The following is a 15,501-nucleotide window of genomic DNA, read 5'->3' on the forward strand; positions in this document are numbered from 1 at the left end:
AGGCCCATAGCCCTCGGAGGTTCTGACAAGTCGGTCAAGGTGACGGTGAAGACGCTGGCCGCGGCGCTGGGGGTCTCGCCCGCGACCGTCTCGAACGCCTACAACCGGCCCGACCAGCTGTCCGCCGCGCTGCGGGAACGGATCCTCGCGAAGGCCGCCGAGCTGGGCTACGCCGGGCCCGACGCCGCCGGCCGGGCGCTGCGGGTGGGCCGCTCGGAGGCGGTCGGGGTGCTGCTGACCGAGCGGCTCTCCTACGCCTTCTCCGACCCGTTCGCGGTGGAGTTCCTCAGCGGGCTGAGCGAGGTGGTCGAGCAGCACGGCGTCAGCGTCCTGCTGATGCCGCTGAGCCTGAGCGAGGACGAGCCCGACGTCCGCTCGGTCCAGCGGGCGAGCATCGACGCCCTGACGATCCTGTCGCTGCCGGCCGACCACCCGGCCGGTGCGGTGGCCAAGGCCCGCGGCATCCGGCTGGTCAGCACCGACCTGGTCAGCGACCCCGACGGCAGCTGGGTGGCGATCGACGACGAGCGGGCCGGCGTCCTGGTCGGGGAGCACCTCACCGGCCTCGGGCACCACGACGTCGCGGTCGTCGTCGACACCAACGCGCCGGCCGGCGGCGAGGTGGTGGAGCTGGACGCCGACGTGGTGACGTTCGTGGACTACGCGAGCCGCCTCCGGGGGTTGCGGCAGAGCCTCACCGGCCGGGTCGAGGTCATCTCGGCCGGCCACAACGCCCTCGCCTCCGGCGCGGCGGCCGCCCGCTGGCTGATGCACCGTCCCGAGCCACCGACCGCCATCGTCGGGCTGAGCGACGTGCTGGCCCTGGGTGCGCTCACCGCCCTCACCGACCTCGGCTACGCCGTCCCGACCGATGTGTCCGTGTGCGGCTTCGACGACATCGCCGCGGCCGGTCAGAACGATCTGACCACGGTCGCCCAGCCCATCGGTGAGCGCGGTCGTGCGGTCGGTCGGCTGCTGGTCGACCCGGAGGCGGCCCCCCGCCAGGTGCTGCTGCCCATCGAGCTCGTCGTCCGGGCCTCGACCGGCCCGGCTCCGCACTGAGAGCTGCGGTCCCGAGCCCGGCTCAGGTCGCCTCCTCGTCCGGCCAGGCGGTCTGCCAGGCCACCGCCGCCTCACCGACCAGCTCGGTCAGCCGCGTCAGCAGCTCCTCGGCGGTGGTGCTGCGCAGCAGGGCGACCTGGTCGTACGCCGTGAGCGGCGCGATGGCGGCCAGCTGCCAGAGAGCGGCGACGGGGTCCTCCGACAGCTCGACGTCGGCCGGCCAGATCAGCTCGGAGAACTCGCTCGCCTGGGCGATCGAGCGGCGGACCAGCTGCTCGGTCTCCTCCCGCAGCGGCTGGAGCCACGACTCCCACACGAGCTCCGGCACGGGCTCGACCTCGGCCCGTGGGTACGGGTCGTCCGCCAGCCACTCGGTCACCCGGACCCGCTCGCTACCTTGGGCGACCAGGCCGACGATGCCCTCCGAGGCGCCCAGCTGGACCACCGCGGCCGCCGTCGCGATGTCGAACCGTTGTTCGCCGCCCCCGACCTCGAAGCCGCGCTCGATCAGCACCACGCCGAACCGGCCGTCCTCGGCCTTGACCAGCTGGGACAGCATGATCAGGTAGCGCTCCTCGAACACCCGCAGCGAGACGGGCATGTGGGGGAACAGCACGGAGCCCAACGGGAACATCGGCATGACCGGCACGTCTCCAGCCTCACACGTCGTCGCAAAGCCCGCGGTCCGGGCGGTTCGCTGCGGCCCGTCCGCCGTCCGCGCCCCTACGCTGCCGGGGTGACGCGCCAGGAACGAAGCCCGCAGCACCGCTACGCGACCGACGTCCTGAGCGCCGGCTGGCGCGAGGCCGGCAAGGTCGTCAGCACCGAGCTGGTGGTGAGCGGGGGCCAGGTGCTGGAGGACGCCACCACCGGCTTCGTGGGCGCGGTCACCCGGCTCGAGAACGGCATCGTGGTGCTCGAGGACCGGCGCGGCAAGCTCCGTAGCTTTCCCCTCGGGGGCGGGTTCCTGCACGAGGGACGCCCGGTCACCCTGGTCCCGGCCAAACGCGCGTCTGCGGGCGGGCCGCAGCGGAAGACGGCCTCGGGCTCGGTGGCCAGGCCCGCGGAACGCGCGAAGGTGGCCCTGCCCAGCCGGATCTACGTCGAGGGTCGGCACGACGCCGAGCTGGTCGAGCGGATCTGGGGCGAGGACCTGAGGCACGTCGGCGTGGTCGTGGAGTACCTGGGCGGCATCGACGACCTGCCGGCCATCGTCGAGGAGTTCGGGCCCGAGCGGGGCCGGCGGCTCGGCGTGCTGGTCGACCACCTGGTGCCCGGCAGCAAGGAGACCCGGATCGCCGAGCAGGTCGCGCGCCGCCGCGACGGCGAGTTCGTGCTGGTGCTCGGCCACCCGTACGTCGACATCTGGGCCGCGGTGAAGCCCGACCGGGTCGGGCTCAAGGCGTGGCCGCAGATTCCCCGCGACGTGGAGTGGAAGGCCGGCATCTGCGACGTGCTGCGGCTGCCGCACCGAGACCAGGCCGACATCGCCGCCGCCTGGAAGATGATCTTGGGCCGGGTTCGATCATGGTCCGACCTCGAACGTCCCTTGCTCACCACGGTCGAGCAGCTGATCGACTTCGTGACCCAAGATCATCTTGATGATCATGAGGACTGAGGCACGGCTTTCGCGGAACAGCGCGCCGGGAGCTTGTCGAAGGGTCAGCTGGTGGTGACGCGGCCGCCCTCGACCGACCAGCGCTGGTCCAGGGCGACGTTCCCCAGCAGCCGCCGGTCGTGGGAGACCAGCAGCAGCGCGCCGTCGTAGGCCGCCAGGGCGGACTCGAGCTGCTCGATCGCAGGCAGGTCCAGGTGGTTGGTGGGCTCGTCGAGCACCAGCAGGTTCACCCCGCGGGCCTGCAGCAGCGCCATCGCCGCCCGGGTCCGCTCCCCCGGCGACAGCCGGGCCACCGTGCTGGCCACCTGGTCGGCGCGCAGCCCGAACTTGGCCAGCAGGGTGCGGACCTCGGCCGGGGCCATGGCCGGAAGCGCAGCCTCGACGGCCTCGCCGAGCGGCACGTGCTCGGCCAGCCCGGTCCGCGCCTGGTCGATCTCGCCGACGGCCACCGAGGCGCCCAGGCCGGCACTGCCCCGGTCCGGGATCAGCCGACCGAGCAGCAGCTCGATCAGCGTGGTCTTGCCCGCACCGTTCGGGCCGGTGATGCCGATCCGGGCGCGGGCGTCGACCTGCAGGCTGGTCGGGCCGAAGGTGAAACCGCCACGCTGCACCACCGCCTCGTTCAGCACGGCGACCACCGAGCTGGACCGGGGCGCGGCGCCGACGCTGAACTGCAGGGCCCACTCCTTGCGCGGCTCCTCGACCTCGGGCAGCCGGGCGATCCGCGACTCCATCTGCCGCACCTTCTGGCCCTGCTTCTCCGAGGACTCGACGCTCGCCTTGCGCCGGATCTTGTCGTTGTCGGGGTTCTTGCGGATCGCGTTGCGGACGCCCTGGGAGCTCCACTCGCGCTGGGTCCGGGCGCGGCCGACCAGGTCGGCCTTGGTGGCCGCGTACTCCTCGTACGCCTCGCGCGCGTGCCGCCTGGCCACCGCGCGCTCGGCGAGGAAGGCGTCGTAGCCACCGTCGTGCACCGCGACCTGGTGCTGGGCGAGGTCGAGCTCCACGACACGGGTGACGCAGCGGGCCAGGAACTCCCGGTCGTGCGAGACCAGGACCACCCCGCCGCGCAGGCCGTGGACGAACGACTCGAGGATCTCCAGCCCGGCCAGATCCAGGTCGTTGGTCGGCTCGTCCAGCAGCACCAGGTCGAACCGGCTGAGCAGCAGCGCCGCCAGTCCGGCCCGAGCGGCCTGGCCACCGGAGAGACTGGTCATGAGCGCGCCCGGGGACGCCTCGAGGCCGAGGTCGGCCAGCACGGCCGGCAGTCGGTCGTCGAGGTCGGCGGCCCCGCTGGCCAGCCACCGGTCCAACGCCACCGCATACGCCTCCTCGGCCCCAGGAGCGGCCGAGCCGAGAGCGGCGGCGGTCTCCTCCATCACCCGGGTCGCCTCGGTCGCGCCGGTCCGCCGGGCCAGGTAGCCGGCGACGGTCTCCCCGGCTACCCGCTCGTGCTCCTGCGGCAGCCAGCCGAGGAACGCGTCGGTCGGGGCGGTGCTGACCGTGCCGGCCATCGGGACGACCTCGCCGGAGAGGAGCCGCAGCAGGGTGGTCTTGCCCGCCCCGTTCGCGCCCACCACGCCGACCACGTCACCCGGCGCGACGGTGAGGTCGAGGTCCTCGAACAGAACCCGGTGCCCGTGCCCGCCGGCCAGGCCCTTCGCCACCAGCGTCGCCGTCACCGCGCCATCGTAGGGGCCCGCGCCGGCGGAACGTACAGCTCAGCTCGACAGGGCGCTCGGTAGCCGTCGCTCGAAGTCGAGGACGTTGACCCACTCCGGGGTGATGCGGATCCTGCCCATGGGACGGCCGCGCAGACCGTCGGTCCAGGCCGTGCCCTGGTCGGGCCCGAAGTAGCGCACCGCAGCGGCGACGTACTCCGGGGCCACGTCGTCGAGGTGCTCGACGACGGCCGTCCCCCGGACGGAGAGCACGTGGTAGGGGAAGGAGTCACCGTCGATCGTGACGGCCACCCGGGAGCTCGCCTCCAGGGCCGCCAGCTTGGGGGCCTTGGCCGGGGTACCGATGACGATCGCCGATCCGTCCCAGTGGAACCAGAGGGGCACCACCCGAGGGCTGCCGTCGAACCAGGTGTAGGCGAGCCGGGCCAGGCGGGTCGACGCGAGCAGCTCCTGCGCGACTCGGTGCTCCAGCAGATCCAGGTTTCCCGCCGCCGTCTGCTCGACCGTTGCTGCCATGACGCACGCTCCTCCGTCGGAACTTCCATCGACGCTGCGCTCGTCGGCCTCTCCTGGGAAGGGTGCGCCGGCCCGCCCCGCCGGGAGTCAGTCGAGGAGGTCCCGGACCACGCCGTCGGCGAGCAGCCGGCCGGTCAGGGTCAGCACCAGACGTCCGTCGGCGGAGGTGGCCAGGCCGCGGGCCACCAGGTCGGGGACGCGCCGCCGCTCACTCGGGGTGAGCACGCCCAGCTCGAGCCCCTCGGACAGCCGCAGCTCCAGCAGCACCCGCTCGACCCGCCGGTCCTCTGCGGTCAGCGTCTCGCGGGCGTACGCGGGCGAGACCCCGCCGCCGAGACGGGCGGCGTAGGCGGCCGGGTGCTTCACGTTCCACCAGCGGACGCCACCGACGTGGCTGTGGGCGCCCGGACCGACGCCCCACCAGTCGTGGCCGCGCCAGTAGACCAGGTTGTGCCGGCACCGGTGCTCGCACCCACGCGCCCAGTTGCTCACCTCGTACGCGGCGTAGCCGGCGGCGGTCAGCCGCTCCTCGGCGAGCAGGTACTTGTCGGCGAGGTCGTCGTCGTCGGTCATCGCCACCTCGCCGCGACGGACCTGGCCGGCCAGCCGGGTGCCCTCCTCCACGATCAGGGCGTACGCGCTGACGTGGTCGGGCCCGGCGGCGATGGCCGCGTCCAACGAGGCGGCCCAGTCGGCCAGCGACTCCCCCGGCGTCCCGTAGATGAGGTCGAGGCTGGTGCTGGCGAAACCGGCCGCCCTCGCCTCGACCACCGCCTGCTGCGGCCGGCCCGGCGAGTGCACCCGGTCCAGCGTGGCCAGCACGTGCGGCACCGCGGACTGCATGCCGAACGAGACCCGGGTGAAGCCCAGCTCGCGCAGCCGCGCCAGTCCGGCGGCGTCGATGGACTCGGGGTTGGACTCCGTGGTCACCTCGGCGTCGTCAGTCAGCCCGAACCGGTCCCGCACGCCGGCGAGCATCGCGCCCAGGTCGTCGGGGGGCAGCAGGGTCGGCGTCCCGCCGCCGACGAACACCGTGCTCACTGCCGGCGCCTCCGGACCGAGGACGCGGGCCGCCAGCTCCAGCTCGGCCACGGCGGTCCGCGCGTAGCCGGCCTGGCCCGCGCCGGGATCGGGACCGAGCTCGGTGGCGGTGTAGGTGTTGAAGTCGCAGTAGCCACACCGCGTCCGGCAGAAGGGGACGTGCAGGTACACGCTCAGCGGCCGCTGGCCCATCCCCTCCAGCGCGGAGGCCGGCAGGGAGCCGTCAGCCGGTGCGGGCGCACCTTCGGGCAGAGCTGACGGCATCCCTCGAGCCTAGTAGGCCGCTCAGCTGCCGCCCGTTCCGGCGGACGGCGCGGTGGTGGGCGGCGCCGGCGGCTGGTCACCCTCGGCCGACGTCGGCGGAGCCGGCGCCTTCGGCGGCTTCGCGGTCTGGTCACCCTTCGCGGGCTTCGGCGGCTTGGGCGGCTCGGGGGCCTTGGTACCCGCCCCCGAGGCGGGAGGTGCAGGCGGCGTCGGCGCGGTGTCCCCCGGGGTGGCCGCCGGTCCTCCGGCCGGCGGGCACGCTGCCGGGCCACCGGGAGCGGCCGGAACGGCGGGGGCCGAGGGGTCCGCGGACGGCGCTGAGTCCGCCGTCGAGGGCGAGGCGGACGGGTCGGCGGCGTCGGACGGCGTGTCCGACGGGCTGGGTGTGTCGCTCGGAGCGCCAGGGGCATCGGCCGGCTGCCCGCCGCCGGCCAGCGCCGGCGCAACAGCGGTGGTTCCCGACCCGTTACCGCTGGCGGCGATCGCGGGTACGGCGATGCCCGTGGCGAGCACCGCGGCAGCGGCGATGGCGATGCCGATCCGGCGCCGCCGCGGCCGACGCATCGCCGGGATCTCCATCGTGGTCTCGCTGTCGGTCGGCGGCATCCGGTAGCGCTCGCTGTCCAGCTGCTCGGCACTCCGTCGGTCGGCGGCGGCGCGCAGCTGGTCGGCCGGGTCGGGCTGGTCCGGGAACCGGTCGCCGTAGGGGTCGTGAGGTGTGGTCATGCTGTCCTCCTGCTCGTGGGTCTTCGTTGGTGCCGAGCGTGGGCGGCCAGCCTGAAGACGACCTCAAGGCGGCGGGTTTTCGAGGAGGTTCTTGAGGGCTTCTTCAGGTCGGGCCCACACACTGGTGCCATGAGCGGAGAGGGATGGTGAGCGCCGCGCGCGTCCTGGTCGTCGAGGACGACGAGGCCATCAACACCTCACTGGTCGGTTCGCTGGCCGACGCGGGCTACGTGACCCGCGGCCTGCCGGACGGCCGTCAGCTGGAGAGCGAGCTCGACGGGTTCCGGCCCGACCTCGTCATCCTGGACTGGATGCTGCCGGGCCGCGACGGCCCCACCCTGGCCCGGCTGGTGCGCTCGCGCACCGCCGCCGCCGTGATCCTGCTCACCGCGCGGGACGAGATGCGGGACCGGCTGGAGGGCTTCGAGGCCGGGGCCGACGACTACGTGGCCAAACCGTTCGCGGTGGCCGAGATCATCGCCCGGATGCGGGCGGTGCTGCGTCGGTCGGGGGCCGCGCCGGCCGTCGTCCAGGTGGACGACCTGCTCGTCGACGCCGCGGCGGCCCGGGTCACCCGGGCCGGCGTCGAGCTGGAGCTGACGGCGACCGAGCTGCGGCTGCTGGTGTTCCTCGCCGAGAACCGGGACCGGGTCATGTCGACGGTGCAGATCCTGACGCAGGTCTGGGGATACGACGACTACGCCGACAACCTGGTCCAGGTGCACGTCAGCGCGCTGCGGCGCAAGACCGAGGCTGATGGCCCGAGGCTGCTGCACACCGTCCGAGGCGTGGGCTACGTGCTGCGCGCCCCCCGGTGAGGAGCCCCACGTGACCGCTGTCCCGGCCGTCGGTCCGGACGGGCTGCGGACACGCTCGCTGCGGACCCGGGTGACCGTCGTGGTCCTCGTCTTCGTCGCGGCGATGCTGCTGGTGCTGGGGGTGGCCACCGACGTGGCGCTCCGGGCCCGGCTCGAGGGTGAGCTGCGGCAGCGGCTGGCGGACCGGGCCGTCTACGCGTCGGTGCTGGTCGGGCAGGTCAGCAGCACCGATCTGGTCGACCGGCTGGAGGGTGACGGGGTGTCGGTGTCACTGCGGACCAGCGACGGCCAGGTCATCACCCAGGGACCGCTGCGGCCGGACGGCGATCCCAGCCCCGCTCCGCCGGCACCGGCCCCCGGGCCGAAGAAGGCCCCCACGCCGCCGGTCACCCAGAGCGGGCAGATCCTGCAGGTCAGCACCACCCTGAGCGACGGCAGCCTGATCACCCTGCTCGCCGACGCCGGCGACGTCCGCCGCACCCTGGACCAGGTCCGCACCACACTGCTCGTGGCGGGCATCGGTCTGCTGGTGCTGGCCGCGCTGACGCTGGGACCGGTGATCGGACGGGCGCTGCGACCGCTGGACCAGATGACGGCCACCGCCCGATCCATCACCGCGGGCGACCGGGGTCAGCGGCTGCGGCCCGACCGGCCCGACACCGAGCTGGGCCGCACCGCCACCGCCTTCGACGCCATGCTGGACGAGGTCGAGGGGGCGGAGACCTCGGCGCGTGCCGCGGAACACCGGCTGCGGACCTTCCTCTCCGACGCCGCCCACGAGCTACGGACCCCGCTGACGGGGGTGCAGGCGGGGGCCGAGCGGCTGCTGCGCGGCGACGGCGACCGGGCCAGGACCGAGGAGCTCAGCGTCACCGTCATCCGGGAGGCCCGCCGGGCGGGGCGGCTGGTGGACGACATGCTGACCATGGCCCGAATCGACTCGGGGCTGCAGCTGGACCGGGCCCCGCACGACCTGCGACCGCTGGCCGAACGCGTGGCCGCAACCGCCGAGCTGCGACATCCGGGCAGCAGCGTCGCCGTGAGTGGGGCCGAGAGCCTGCCGGCGCCGGTGGATCCTGACCGGCTGGTCCAGGTGCTCACCAACCTCGTCGAGAACGCGCTGACCGCCGGCGGGCCCGGGGCGACCGTCCGCCTCGAGCTCGCCGCGGCCGGGGAGCGGGCCGTGGTGGACGTCACCGACGACGGGCCGGGCATCCCCGCAGCCGACCGGGAGCGCGTCTTCGAGCGGCTGGTCCGGCTGGACCCGGCCCGGAGCAACCCGAGCGGGTCCGGGCTGGGCCTGCCGATCGCCCGCGGCATCGCGGAGGCGCACGGCGGCAGCCTCGTCCTGCTGCCCGACTCACCGGACCGGGATCGCGGTGCCTGGTTCCGGCTCGAGCTGCCCCACAGCTGAGCCCCGTCAACGCTCGGCAGCCTCCACGAGGACGCCGTCCGCCGTCGTCTCGGTGGTCTCGACCTCGAGGGTGTAGCGGCCCCCGAGGGCGAAGCCCAGGACCAGCGCGGCTACGGGAACGAGGGCGAGCACGGTGCTGACGGCGGCGCTGCCCCCCGTCACGAGAGTGAAGTTGGAGACGACCAGCCAGAGGCTGACCAGCAGCCCGACGATCGCCAGGACCGGCGCCACCCGGGTCTTCAGCGTGCGGCCGCCGGCCCGGTCGGGATGCCGGGCGAAGAAGACCAGCACGGCCACCGAGGTCAGCATCATCAGCAGCACCATGCCGACGGTGGCCACCCCGGCCATCGAGCCGAAGACCCCGACGAGCGGGTCCAGCCCGACGAGGGCGAAGACCAGCAGCAGCACCGCAGCGGTGATCGTCTGCACCACCGAGGCGAAGGACGGTGCGTGGTGCTTGGGGCTGGTGTCACCGAGCCGGCCCGGCAGCACCCCCTTGTTGCCCAGGCTGAACATGTAGCGGGCCAACACGTTGTGGAAGGACAGCACGCAGGCGAAGAGGCTGGAGATCAGCAGGGCGTTCATCACGTCCCGCAGCACCGGTCCCAGGTAGTCCTTCGCGGTGTCCAACATCATGTTGCCGTCGCCGTCGAGCGTCCGCTGGGCGACGGCCACCGCGTCCTGCGCGCCGGCCGCCCAGATCAGCGCCCAGCAGGACGCGGCGTAGAAGACCCCGATGATGATCACCGCGAGGTACGTCGCGCGCGGGATCGTGCGCTCGGGGTCCCGGGCCTCGTCGCGGAACACCGCCGTCGCCTCGAAGCCGATGAACCCGGTCAGGGCGAACAGCACGGCGACCCCGAGGCCCGAGCCGAAGGCGTGGCTGGGGGCGAAGGACTCCAGCACCGGCCCGTCCGCCCCGCCGCGGACGAAGACGGCCACGTCGAGGGCCAGCATGACCGAGATCTCCAGCACCAGGGCCACCCCGAGCACCTTGGAGCTGAGGTCGATGTGGCGGAAGCCGAGCACGGCGACCACCGCGACGGTGACGAAGGAGTAGACCCACCACGGGACCTCGGGACCGCCGAAGTAGGTGACCAGGTCGTTCGCGGCCCAGCCCATGTAGCCGTAGACCCCCACCTGGATGGCGGTGTAGGCCGCCAGGGCCACGAAGGCGGCGCCCAGTCCGGCCCGCGAACCGAGCCCGGTGGTGATGTAGGAGAAGAACGCGCCGGCCTCGCTCACGTGAGGGGTCATCGTCACGAAGCCGACCGAGAAGACGAGCAGCACCAGCGCGGCGAGGACGAAGCCCACCGGCGCCCCCACACCGTTGCCTCCGGCCACCGCCAGCGGCACGTTGCCGCCGATCACCGTCAGCGGTGCCGCCGCGGCGATGACCATGAAGACGATGGCCCCGACGCCGAGCCGGCCGGTCAGCCGTCGTCCGCGCTCGCTGGTGGGGCTGGTCGTGGTGGTGCTGGTGTCGCTCATGGTCGTCCTTCCGGCAGGGCGCGGGCCGCGTAGAGGTCGGGGCGGAGATCGTCGAGGTACGGGTTGGCCAGCCGCGCCTCGGCCACGACGGCCGGGTCGATCGTGGCCAGCACCAGGCCTTCGAGCTGGTCGGGCGGCAGCGCGCTGAGCACCGCACCGGACGGGGCGGCGATCGAGCTGCGACCGACGTAGCGGAGGTCGCCCTCGGCGCCGGTCCGGTTGACGTAGGCCACGTAGACCTGGTTCTCCCAGGCGCGGACCGGGATCAGCGTCTCGGCGATGAAGGCGAACGGCTCCATCTGGGCGGTCGGGACGATGACCACGTCGGCGCCGGCGAGCGCCGCGGCGCGCACGGTCTCGGGGAACTCGACGTCGTAGCAGATGAGCAGGCTGACCCGGACGCCGTGGTAGCTGACCGGCTGCGGCAGCGCCTCACCGGGCACGAAGAGGCCGCGGTCCAGGTCGGCGAAGAGGTGGGTCTTGCGGTAGCGGGTGACCTCGGTCCCCGCGTCGTCGAGGAAGACGGCCGCGTTGGCCACGCCGCCGCCCGGGAGCGGCTCGGGAACGCCGGCGACGATCGCGATGCCCACGTCGACGGCGATCCGGCCGACCTGGCCCACCAGGCCGACGTCGGCGAGCGCACCGACCTGCTCACCGATGTTGTAGCCGGTGAGGAACATCTCGGGGGTGACCAGCAGCTCGGCCCCGCGACCCTTCGCGTCGCGGGCCGCCGCGGCGAGGATCTCCAGGTTGGCCGCCACGTCGCCGGACCGGCCGGGATGCTGCAACCCCGCGATGACCAGCGACACCCAGCACCCCTCCCACGACCCGACCCGAGTCGATCACAGCAACTGCGGTCACTGGTGTCGCTCAGGTTAAAGGTGTCGCGCAGGCCCGCCCCCTGGCGTGCCTGCCGGGGTCAGGGGAGCAGCACCAACTTGCCGCGGACATGGCCACCCTCGCTGATCCGGAAGGCCTCGGCGGCGCGGTCCAGCGGGAAGGTCTGGACCTTGATCACCAACGCGTTCTGCTCGAGCAGCCGCGCGGCCTCTTCCATGGCGGCACGCGGATCGCCTTCGCCACCGAAGGTGGACTGCATCCCCGAGTCGCCGACGTCGTACTGGGCGATGGTGATCGCTTTCGCAGGCTCGGGGACCAGGCTGGCCAGGATGTCCGGTGCCGTCTTGCCGGCCACGTCGAAGACAGCGTCGAAGCCGCCGGGCGCGGCAGCCCGAGCCCGCTCCGCCATGCCCTCGCCGTAGGTGATCGCCGTCGCGCCGATCTCGCCGAGATAGCCCAGGTTGTCCTCGCTCGCGGTGGCGACCACGGTCGCCCCGCGGGCCACAGCGATCTGGACGGCGACCGCACCGACCCCACCCGCGCCGCCGTCAATCAGGACGGTCGAGCCGGAGCCGACCCCGACGAGGTCGAGGGCCCGGATCGCCGTCTCGCCAGCCACGCCGGCTCCGGCGGCCACCGACCAGTCGACCGAGGCGGGCTTGCGCGCGTACGCGTGCAGCACGGCGAGCTCGGCTGCGGTTCCCGAGCCCAGGCCGAAGACGTCATCGCCCACGGCGACGTCGGTCACGCCGTCGCCCAGCTCGTCGACCACGCCCGCCGCGTCGAAGCCGACGGAGCCCACGCCCTCGAGTGCCTTGCCGCCGGCCCTCATCCCGCTGCGGAGCTTCCAGTCGATGGGGTTCAGGCTCGACGCCCGGACGCGGACACGGACCTGGCCGGGACCCGGGTGCGGGTCGGGCGCGGCGCCCACCTGCAACACCTCGGGACCGCCGTAGGACTGGTACTGGAGAGCTCTCATCTCGACCGCCTCACCGGACGCCGCGTCATCGCCGACGTCCCCCGCACCGTTCATCCGCGGCGTGCCCGTGGGCGGTGTCAGTGGCGACAACTAGGGTGCCGTCATGGCTATTCCTCGTCGCCGTTTCCTCTCCCTCGCCGGCGGTCTCGCCGCCACCGCCGGCGGGCTCTCCGCCTGCGGCAGCAACACGGGCCGCCCCACGGCCAGCAGCTCGGCCTCGGCCTCGGGCAGCAGTGGCACGGCGTCGGTGGCGCTCAGCCAGTGGTACCACGAGTACGGCGAGAACGGGGTCGAGGACGCCGTCAAGCGTTACGCCGCCGCGTACGACCAGGCCAAGGTCACCGTCAAGTGGAACCCGGGCGAGTACGAGAAGCTCGTGTCCGCCGCGTTGTTGACCGCGAACGTCCCCGACGTCTTCGAGTACGGCAACGGCCCGACCCTGGACATGATCAAGGCCGGTCAGGTGCTTGATCTGACCGACACCCTCGGCGACGCGAAGAGCCAGTTCGCGCCGTCCGTGCTGGCGGCGATGACCTACGACGACAAGATCTGGGCCATCCCGCAGACGGTCGACATGCAGATGCTGTACTACCGCAAGTCGCTGCTGGAGAAGGCGGGGGTGCAGCCGCCGCAGACGTTCGCCGACCTGGTCACCGCGGCGCGCGCCGTCCAGACCAAGGACATCGGCGGCTTCTTCGCCGGCAACGACGGCGGCATCGGCGTCCTGGGCAACATGTTCATCTGGGCGGCCGGCTTCGAGCAGATCAGCGACGACAAGACCGGTATCGGCTTCGACGATCCGGCGATGTACGACGCCCTGTCCCAGTGGCGGGACTTCAGCAAGGACGGGGTGCTGCAGAGCGCCTCGAAGGACTGGTTCGACGGTTCCCCGTTCATCAACGAGGAGACGGCGATGCAGTGGACCGGGCTCTGGGTGCTCCCCGACGTGCAGAAGGCGTTCGACGACGACTTCGGGGTAGTGCCCTTCCCGGCTCTGGGCACGAAGGGGCGCCAGGCGGTGCCGTTCGGCGCCTTCAGCTCCTGCGTCAGCGCCAAGGGCAAGAACCCGGACGCCGCGAAGGCGTTCGCCAAGTGGCTGTGGGTGGACTCCGAGGACGACCAGGTCGACTTCTCCAACTCCTACGGTACCCACATCCCGGCCAAGCCGTCCCTGGCCCCGAAGGCCACCAAGCTGGCAGCAGGCGCAGGAGCGGATGCGGCCACGTTCGTGACCGACTTCGGCCACGCCCCGAACCTGCTGTGGACGCCGGCCCTCACCCAGGCCTACACCGCCGCGCTGAGCAACATCGTCCGCAAGAACGCCGACCCGAAGTCCGAGATCGCGAAGGTGGCCACCAAGGGCCAGGCCGAGATCAAGCGCGTCAAGGGCTGAGGGCCTGATCCGATGGCGGCCACCACCAGCACCACGACGGGGGCGGTCCGGGTCCGACCGCCCCGCCGCCCGGCCAGCACGATCCAGCGGGAGCGCAACCGCTGGTTCTGGGTCTTCGTCGGGCCCTTCGCCGCCGGTCTGCTGGTCTTCGTCTACCTGCCGATCCTGTGGAGCGTCTACCTGTCGTTCTTCGACGCCCGCAACACCGTGACGCCGACGAAGTTCGTCGGGCTCGGGAACTACCTCTACCTGTTGCGTGACCCTGCGTTCGTCTCCAGCATGGGGACGTTCCTGGTCTTCGCCGCCTTCATCGTCCCGGTCACGTTCGCGTGCTCCCTGGCGCTGGCCCTGCTGGTCAACCGAGCGCGCGTGGCCCAGGCATTCTTCCGCTCGGCCTTCTTCCTGCCCACCGCCTGTTCCTACGTGATCGCGGCCATGATCTGGCGCCTCTCCTTCTTCAACGGGGCACGCTTCGGCCTGGCCAACAGCCTGCTGCGGTCGGTGGGCCTGGACAACGTCAACTGGCTCGGCGGTGGTAACTACTGGTACTGGTTCGTGCTGGTCACGCTGCGGCTGTGGCTGCAGGTCGGGTTCTACATGATCTTGTTCCTGGCCGGGCTGCAGCGGATCCCGACCGACACCTACGAGGCGGCCGCGATCGACGGCGCCACCGGCTGGCGGGTGCTGCGCTGGATCACCCTGCCGCAGCTGCGCTCGACGTCGGTGGCCGTGGTGCTGCTGCTGCTGATCTCGGCGTTCCAGGCGTTCGACGAGTTCTACAACACCCTGATCTCCGTCGGCGGCTACCCGCCGTTCGCGCGACCGCCGCTGGTCTACCTGTACCTGATCGCCCTCGGCGGCGGCAGCCAGGACCTCGGTCTGGGTAGCGCCGGCACGATCATCCTGACCCTCGTGGTCGTGGTCATCGGGGTGGTCCAGCTGAGGATCTTCTCCGTCGGCGGCCGGGAGGACCGGGCGTGAGCGGCGCTCGTGGCGGCTCGAGGGGCTCGGCGGCGCTGCGGTACGTCGTGCTCTCGGGGCTGGCCCTGCTCTTCCTGCTGCCCTTCTACGTGCTGCTGCGCAACGGCTTCGCCAGCGATCGGCTGATGGCCGCGGCGCACTGGCGCTGGTGGCCCGACCGGCTGAACGCCGACAACCTGCACGAGCTGTTCGCCAACGACTCGGTGCGGATGGCCCGCAGCATGGCCAACTCAGCCGTGGTCTCGGTGGTCCAGACACTGGCCACGGTGGTCATCTCCGCGTTGGCCGGCTACGGGCTGGCCCGGATCGACCACCGGCTCAGCCGGCTGATCCTGGGCGCGACGGTGCTGACGCTGATGGTGCCGGCCGCGGTGACCTTCATCCCGAGCTTCGTCATCGTCTCCACCCTGGGCTGGATCTCGACGCTGCGCGGGCTGATCATCCCGGTGCTGTTCTCCGCGTTCGCCACGTTCTTGTTCCGGCAGTACTTCCTGGGCTTCCCGCACGAGCTGGAGGAGGCCGCCTACATCGACGGCGCCGGCTACTGGCGGACCTTCTGGCGGGTGGTGATGCCCAACACGTACGGCATCTGCGCCGCGGTCGGCACGATCACCTTCATCGGCTCCTGGAACTCCTTCCTCTGGCCGCTGCTGATCGGCCAGGACCGCGACTTCCG

General features: G+C 72.5%; 15 protein-coding genes. 7 read left to right on the forward strand and 8 right to left on the reverse strand.

Annotated features, from left to right (window positions below; all coding sequences use genetic code 11):
- Positions 1–39 precede the first annotated feature (39 nt).
- Complete coding sequence (locus tag ACFE7W_RS17200; RefSeq protein ID WP_375426046.1) at positions 40–1,062, forward strand: LacI family DNA-binding transcriptional regulator; 1,023 nt, start codon at positions 40–42, stop codon at positions 1,060–1,062.
- Positions 1,063–1,084: 22 nt separating this feature from the next.
- On the opposite strand, the gene ACFE7W_RS17205 is transcribed toward ACFE7W_RS17200, so the two are convergent.
- Entirely contained in the window at positions 1,085–1,702 is a 618-nt protein-coding gene (locus tag ACFE7W_RS17205; protein ID WP_375426064.1) for an LON peptidase substrate-binding domain-containing protein, read from the reverse strand.
- A gap of 96 nt (positions 1,703–1,798) precedes the next feature.
- Between ACFE7W_RS17205 and ACFE7W_RS17210 the strand changes: the two genes are divergently transcribed.
- Positions 1,799–2,680 carry a DUF3097 domain-containing protein gene (locus tag ACFE7W_RS17210; RefSeq protein WP_375426047.1) on the forward strand — a complete coding sequence of 294 codons (882 nt, stop codon included), beginning with the start codon at positions 1,799–1,801 and terminating at the stop codon, positions 2,678–2,680.
- 44 nt (positions 2,681–2,724) lie between these two features.
- On the opposite strand, the gene ACFE7W_RS17215 is transcribed toward ACFE7W_RS17210, so the two are convergent.
- The 4 genes from ACFE7W_RS17215 to ACFE7W_RS17230 form a co-directional block, all read right to left on the reverse strand.
- Positions 2,725–4,362, reverse strand: coding sequence for an ABC-F family ATP-binding cassette domain-containing protein (locus ACFE7W_RS17215; protein WP_375426048.1), 1,638 nt, complete (start codon positions 4,360–4,362; stop codon positions 2,725–2,727).
- A gap of 39 nt (positions 4,363–4,401) precedes the next feature.
- Positions 4,402–4,878 carry a pyridoxamine 5'-phosphate oxidase family protein gene (locus ACFE7W_RS17220; RefSeq protein ID WP_375426049.1) on the reverse strand — a complete coding sequence of 159 codons (477 nt, stop codon included), beginning with the start codon at positions 4,876–4,878 and terminating at the stop codon, positions 4,402–4,404.
- Between the two features lie 87 nt (positions 4,879–4,965).
- Positions 4,966–6,183: a radical SAM family heme chaperone HemW gene (hemW, locus tag ACFE7W_RS17225; protein WP_375426050.1), complete on the reverse strand. Its 1,218-nt coding sequence runs from the start codon at positions 6,181–6,183 to the stop codon at positions 4,966–4,968.
- Positions 6,184–6,204: 21 nt separating this feature from the next.
- Positions 6,205–6,909, reverse strand: a complete 705-nt coding sequence (locus tag ACFE7W_RS17230; protein WP_375426051.1) for a hypothetical protein — start codon at positions 6,907–6,909, stop codon at positions 6,205–6,207.
- Between the two features lie 146 nt (positions 6,910–7,055).
- Here ACFE7W_RS17230 and ACFE7W_RS17235 point away from each other — a divergent pair, with 146 nt between their 5' ends.
- Both ACFE7W_RS17235 and ACFE7W_RS17240 read left to right on the forward strand, forming a co-directional pair.
- Complete coding sequence (locus ACFE7W_RS17235) at positions 7,056–7,727, forward strand: response regulator transcription factor (protein WP_375426052.1); 672 nt, start codon at positions 7,056–7,058, stop codon at positions 7,725–7,727.
- Positions 7,728–7,737: 10 nt separating this feature from the next.
- On the forward strand, positions 7,738–9,141 hold the full coding sequence (locus tag ACFE7W_RS17240) for an ATP-binding protein (RefSeq protein ID WP_375426053.1): 1,404 nt from the start codon (positions 7,738–7,740) through the stop codon (positions 9,139–9,141).
- Positions 9,142–9,147: 6 nt separating this feature from the next.
- On the opposite strand, the gene ACFE7W_RS17245 is transcribed toward ACFE7W_RS17240, so the two are convergent.
- From ACFE7W_RS17245 to ACFE7W_RS17255, 3 genes are all read right to left on the reverse strand, one after another.
- Positions 9,148–10,632, reverse strand: coding sequence for an APC family permease (locus tag ACFE7W_RS17245; protein ID WP_375426054.1), 1,485 nt, complete (start codon positions 10,630–10,632; stop codon positions 9,148–9,150).
- Positions 10,629–11,441: a carbon-nitrogen hydrolase family protein gene (locus ACFE7W_RS17250; protein WP_375426055.1), complete on the reverse strand. Its 813-nt coding sequence runs from the start codon at positions 11,439–11,441 to the stop codon at positions 10,629–10,631. The genes ACFE7W_RS17245 and ACFE7W_RS17250 overlap by 4 nt, the downstream gene beginning before the upstream one ends.
- A 110-nt stretch (positions 11,442–11,551) precedes the next feature.
- On the reverse strand, positions 11,552–12,451 hold the full coding sequence (locus ACFE7W_RS17255) for an NADP-dependent oxidoreductase (RefSeq protein WP_375426056.1): 900 nt from the start codon (positions 12,449–12,451) through the stop codon (positions 11,552–11,554).
- A gap of 103 nt (positions 12,452–12,554) precedes the next feature.
- On the opposite strand from ACFE7W_RS17255, the gene ACFE7W_RS17260 reads away from it, so the two are divergent.
- The 3 genes from ACFE7W_RS17260 to ACFE7W_RS17270 form a co-directional block, all read left to right on the forward strand.
- A complete protein-coding gene (locus tag ACFE7W_RS17260) occupies positions 12,555–13,844 on the forward strand; it encodes an ABC transporter substrate-binding protein (RefSeq protein ID WP_375426057.1) in 1,290 nt (429 codons plus the stop codon).
- A gap of 12 nt (positions 13,845–13,856) precedes the next feature.
- Complete coding sequence (locus ACFE7W_RS17265) at positions 13,857–14,825, forward strand: carbohydrate ABC transporter permease (protein ID WP_375426058.1); 969 nt, start codon at positions 13,857–13,859, stop codon at positions 14,823–14,825.
- A partial coding sequence (locus tag ACFE7W_RS17270) for a carbohydrate ABC transporter permease (protein WP_375426059.1) occupies positions 14,822–15,501 on the forward strand: 680 nt, incomplete at its 3' end. The genes ACFE7W_RS17265 and ACFE7W_RS17270, both read left to right, overlap by 4 nt.

The sequence above is a fragment of the uncultured Friedmanniella sp. genome (genome assembly GCF_964244285.1).
Classification (GTDB): Bacteria; Actinomycetota; Actinomycetes; order Propionibacteriales; family Propionibacteriaceae; genus Microlunatus.

What these genes read in the sequence shown, in the direction of transcription:
- ACFE7W_RS17260 (WP_375426057.1), top strand. Translation starts at nt 12,555, where the DNA reads ATGGCTATTCCTCGTCGCCGTTTCCTCTCCCTCGCCGGCGGTCTCGCC.
- ACFE7W_RS17265 (WP_375426058.1), top strand. Translation starts at nt 13,857, where the DNA reads ATGGCGGCCACCACCAGCACCACGACGGGGGCGGTCCGGGTCCGACCG.
- ACFE7W_RS17245 (WP_375426054.1), bottom strand. Translation starts at nt 10,632, where the DNA reads ATGAGCGACACCAGCACCACCACGACCAGCCCCACCAGCGAGCGCGGA.
- ACFE7W_RS17205 (WP_375426064.1), bottom strand. Translation starts at nt 1,702, where the DNA reads ATGCCGATGTTCCCGTTGGGCTCCGTGCTGTTCCCCCACATGCCCGTC.
- ACFE7W_RS17255 (WP_375426056.1), bottom strand. Translation starts at nt 12,451, where the DNA reads ATGAGAGCTCTCCAGTACCAGTCCTACGGCGGTCCCGAGGTGTTGCAG.
- ACFE7W_RS17230 (WP_375426051.1), bottom strand. Translation starts at nt 6,909, where the DNA reads ATGACCACACCTCACGACCCCTACGGCGACCGGTTCCCGGACCAGCCC.
- hemW (WP_375426050.1), bottom strand. Translation starts at nt 6,183, where the DNA reads ATGCCGTCAGCTCTGCCCGAAGGTGCGCCCGCACCGGCTGACGGCTCC.
- ACFE7W_RS17220 (WP_375426049.1), bottom strand. Translation starts at nt 4,878, where the DNA reads ATGGCAGCAACGGTCGAGCAGACGGCGGCGGGAAACCTGGATCTGCTG.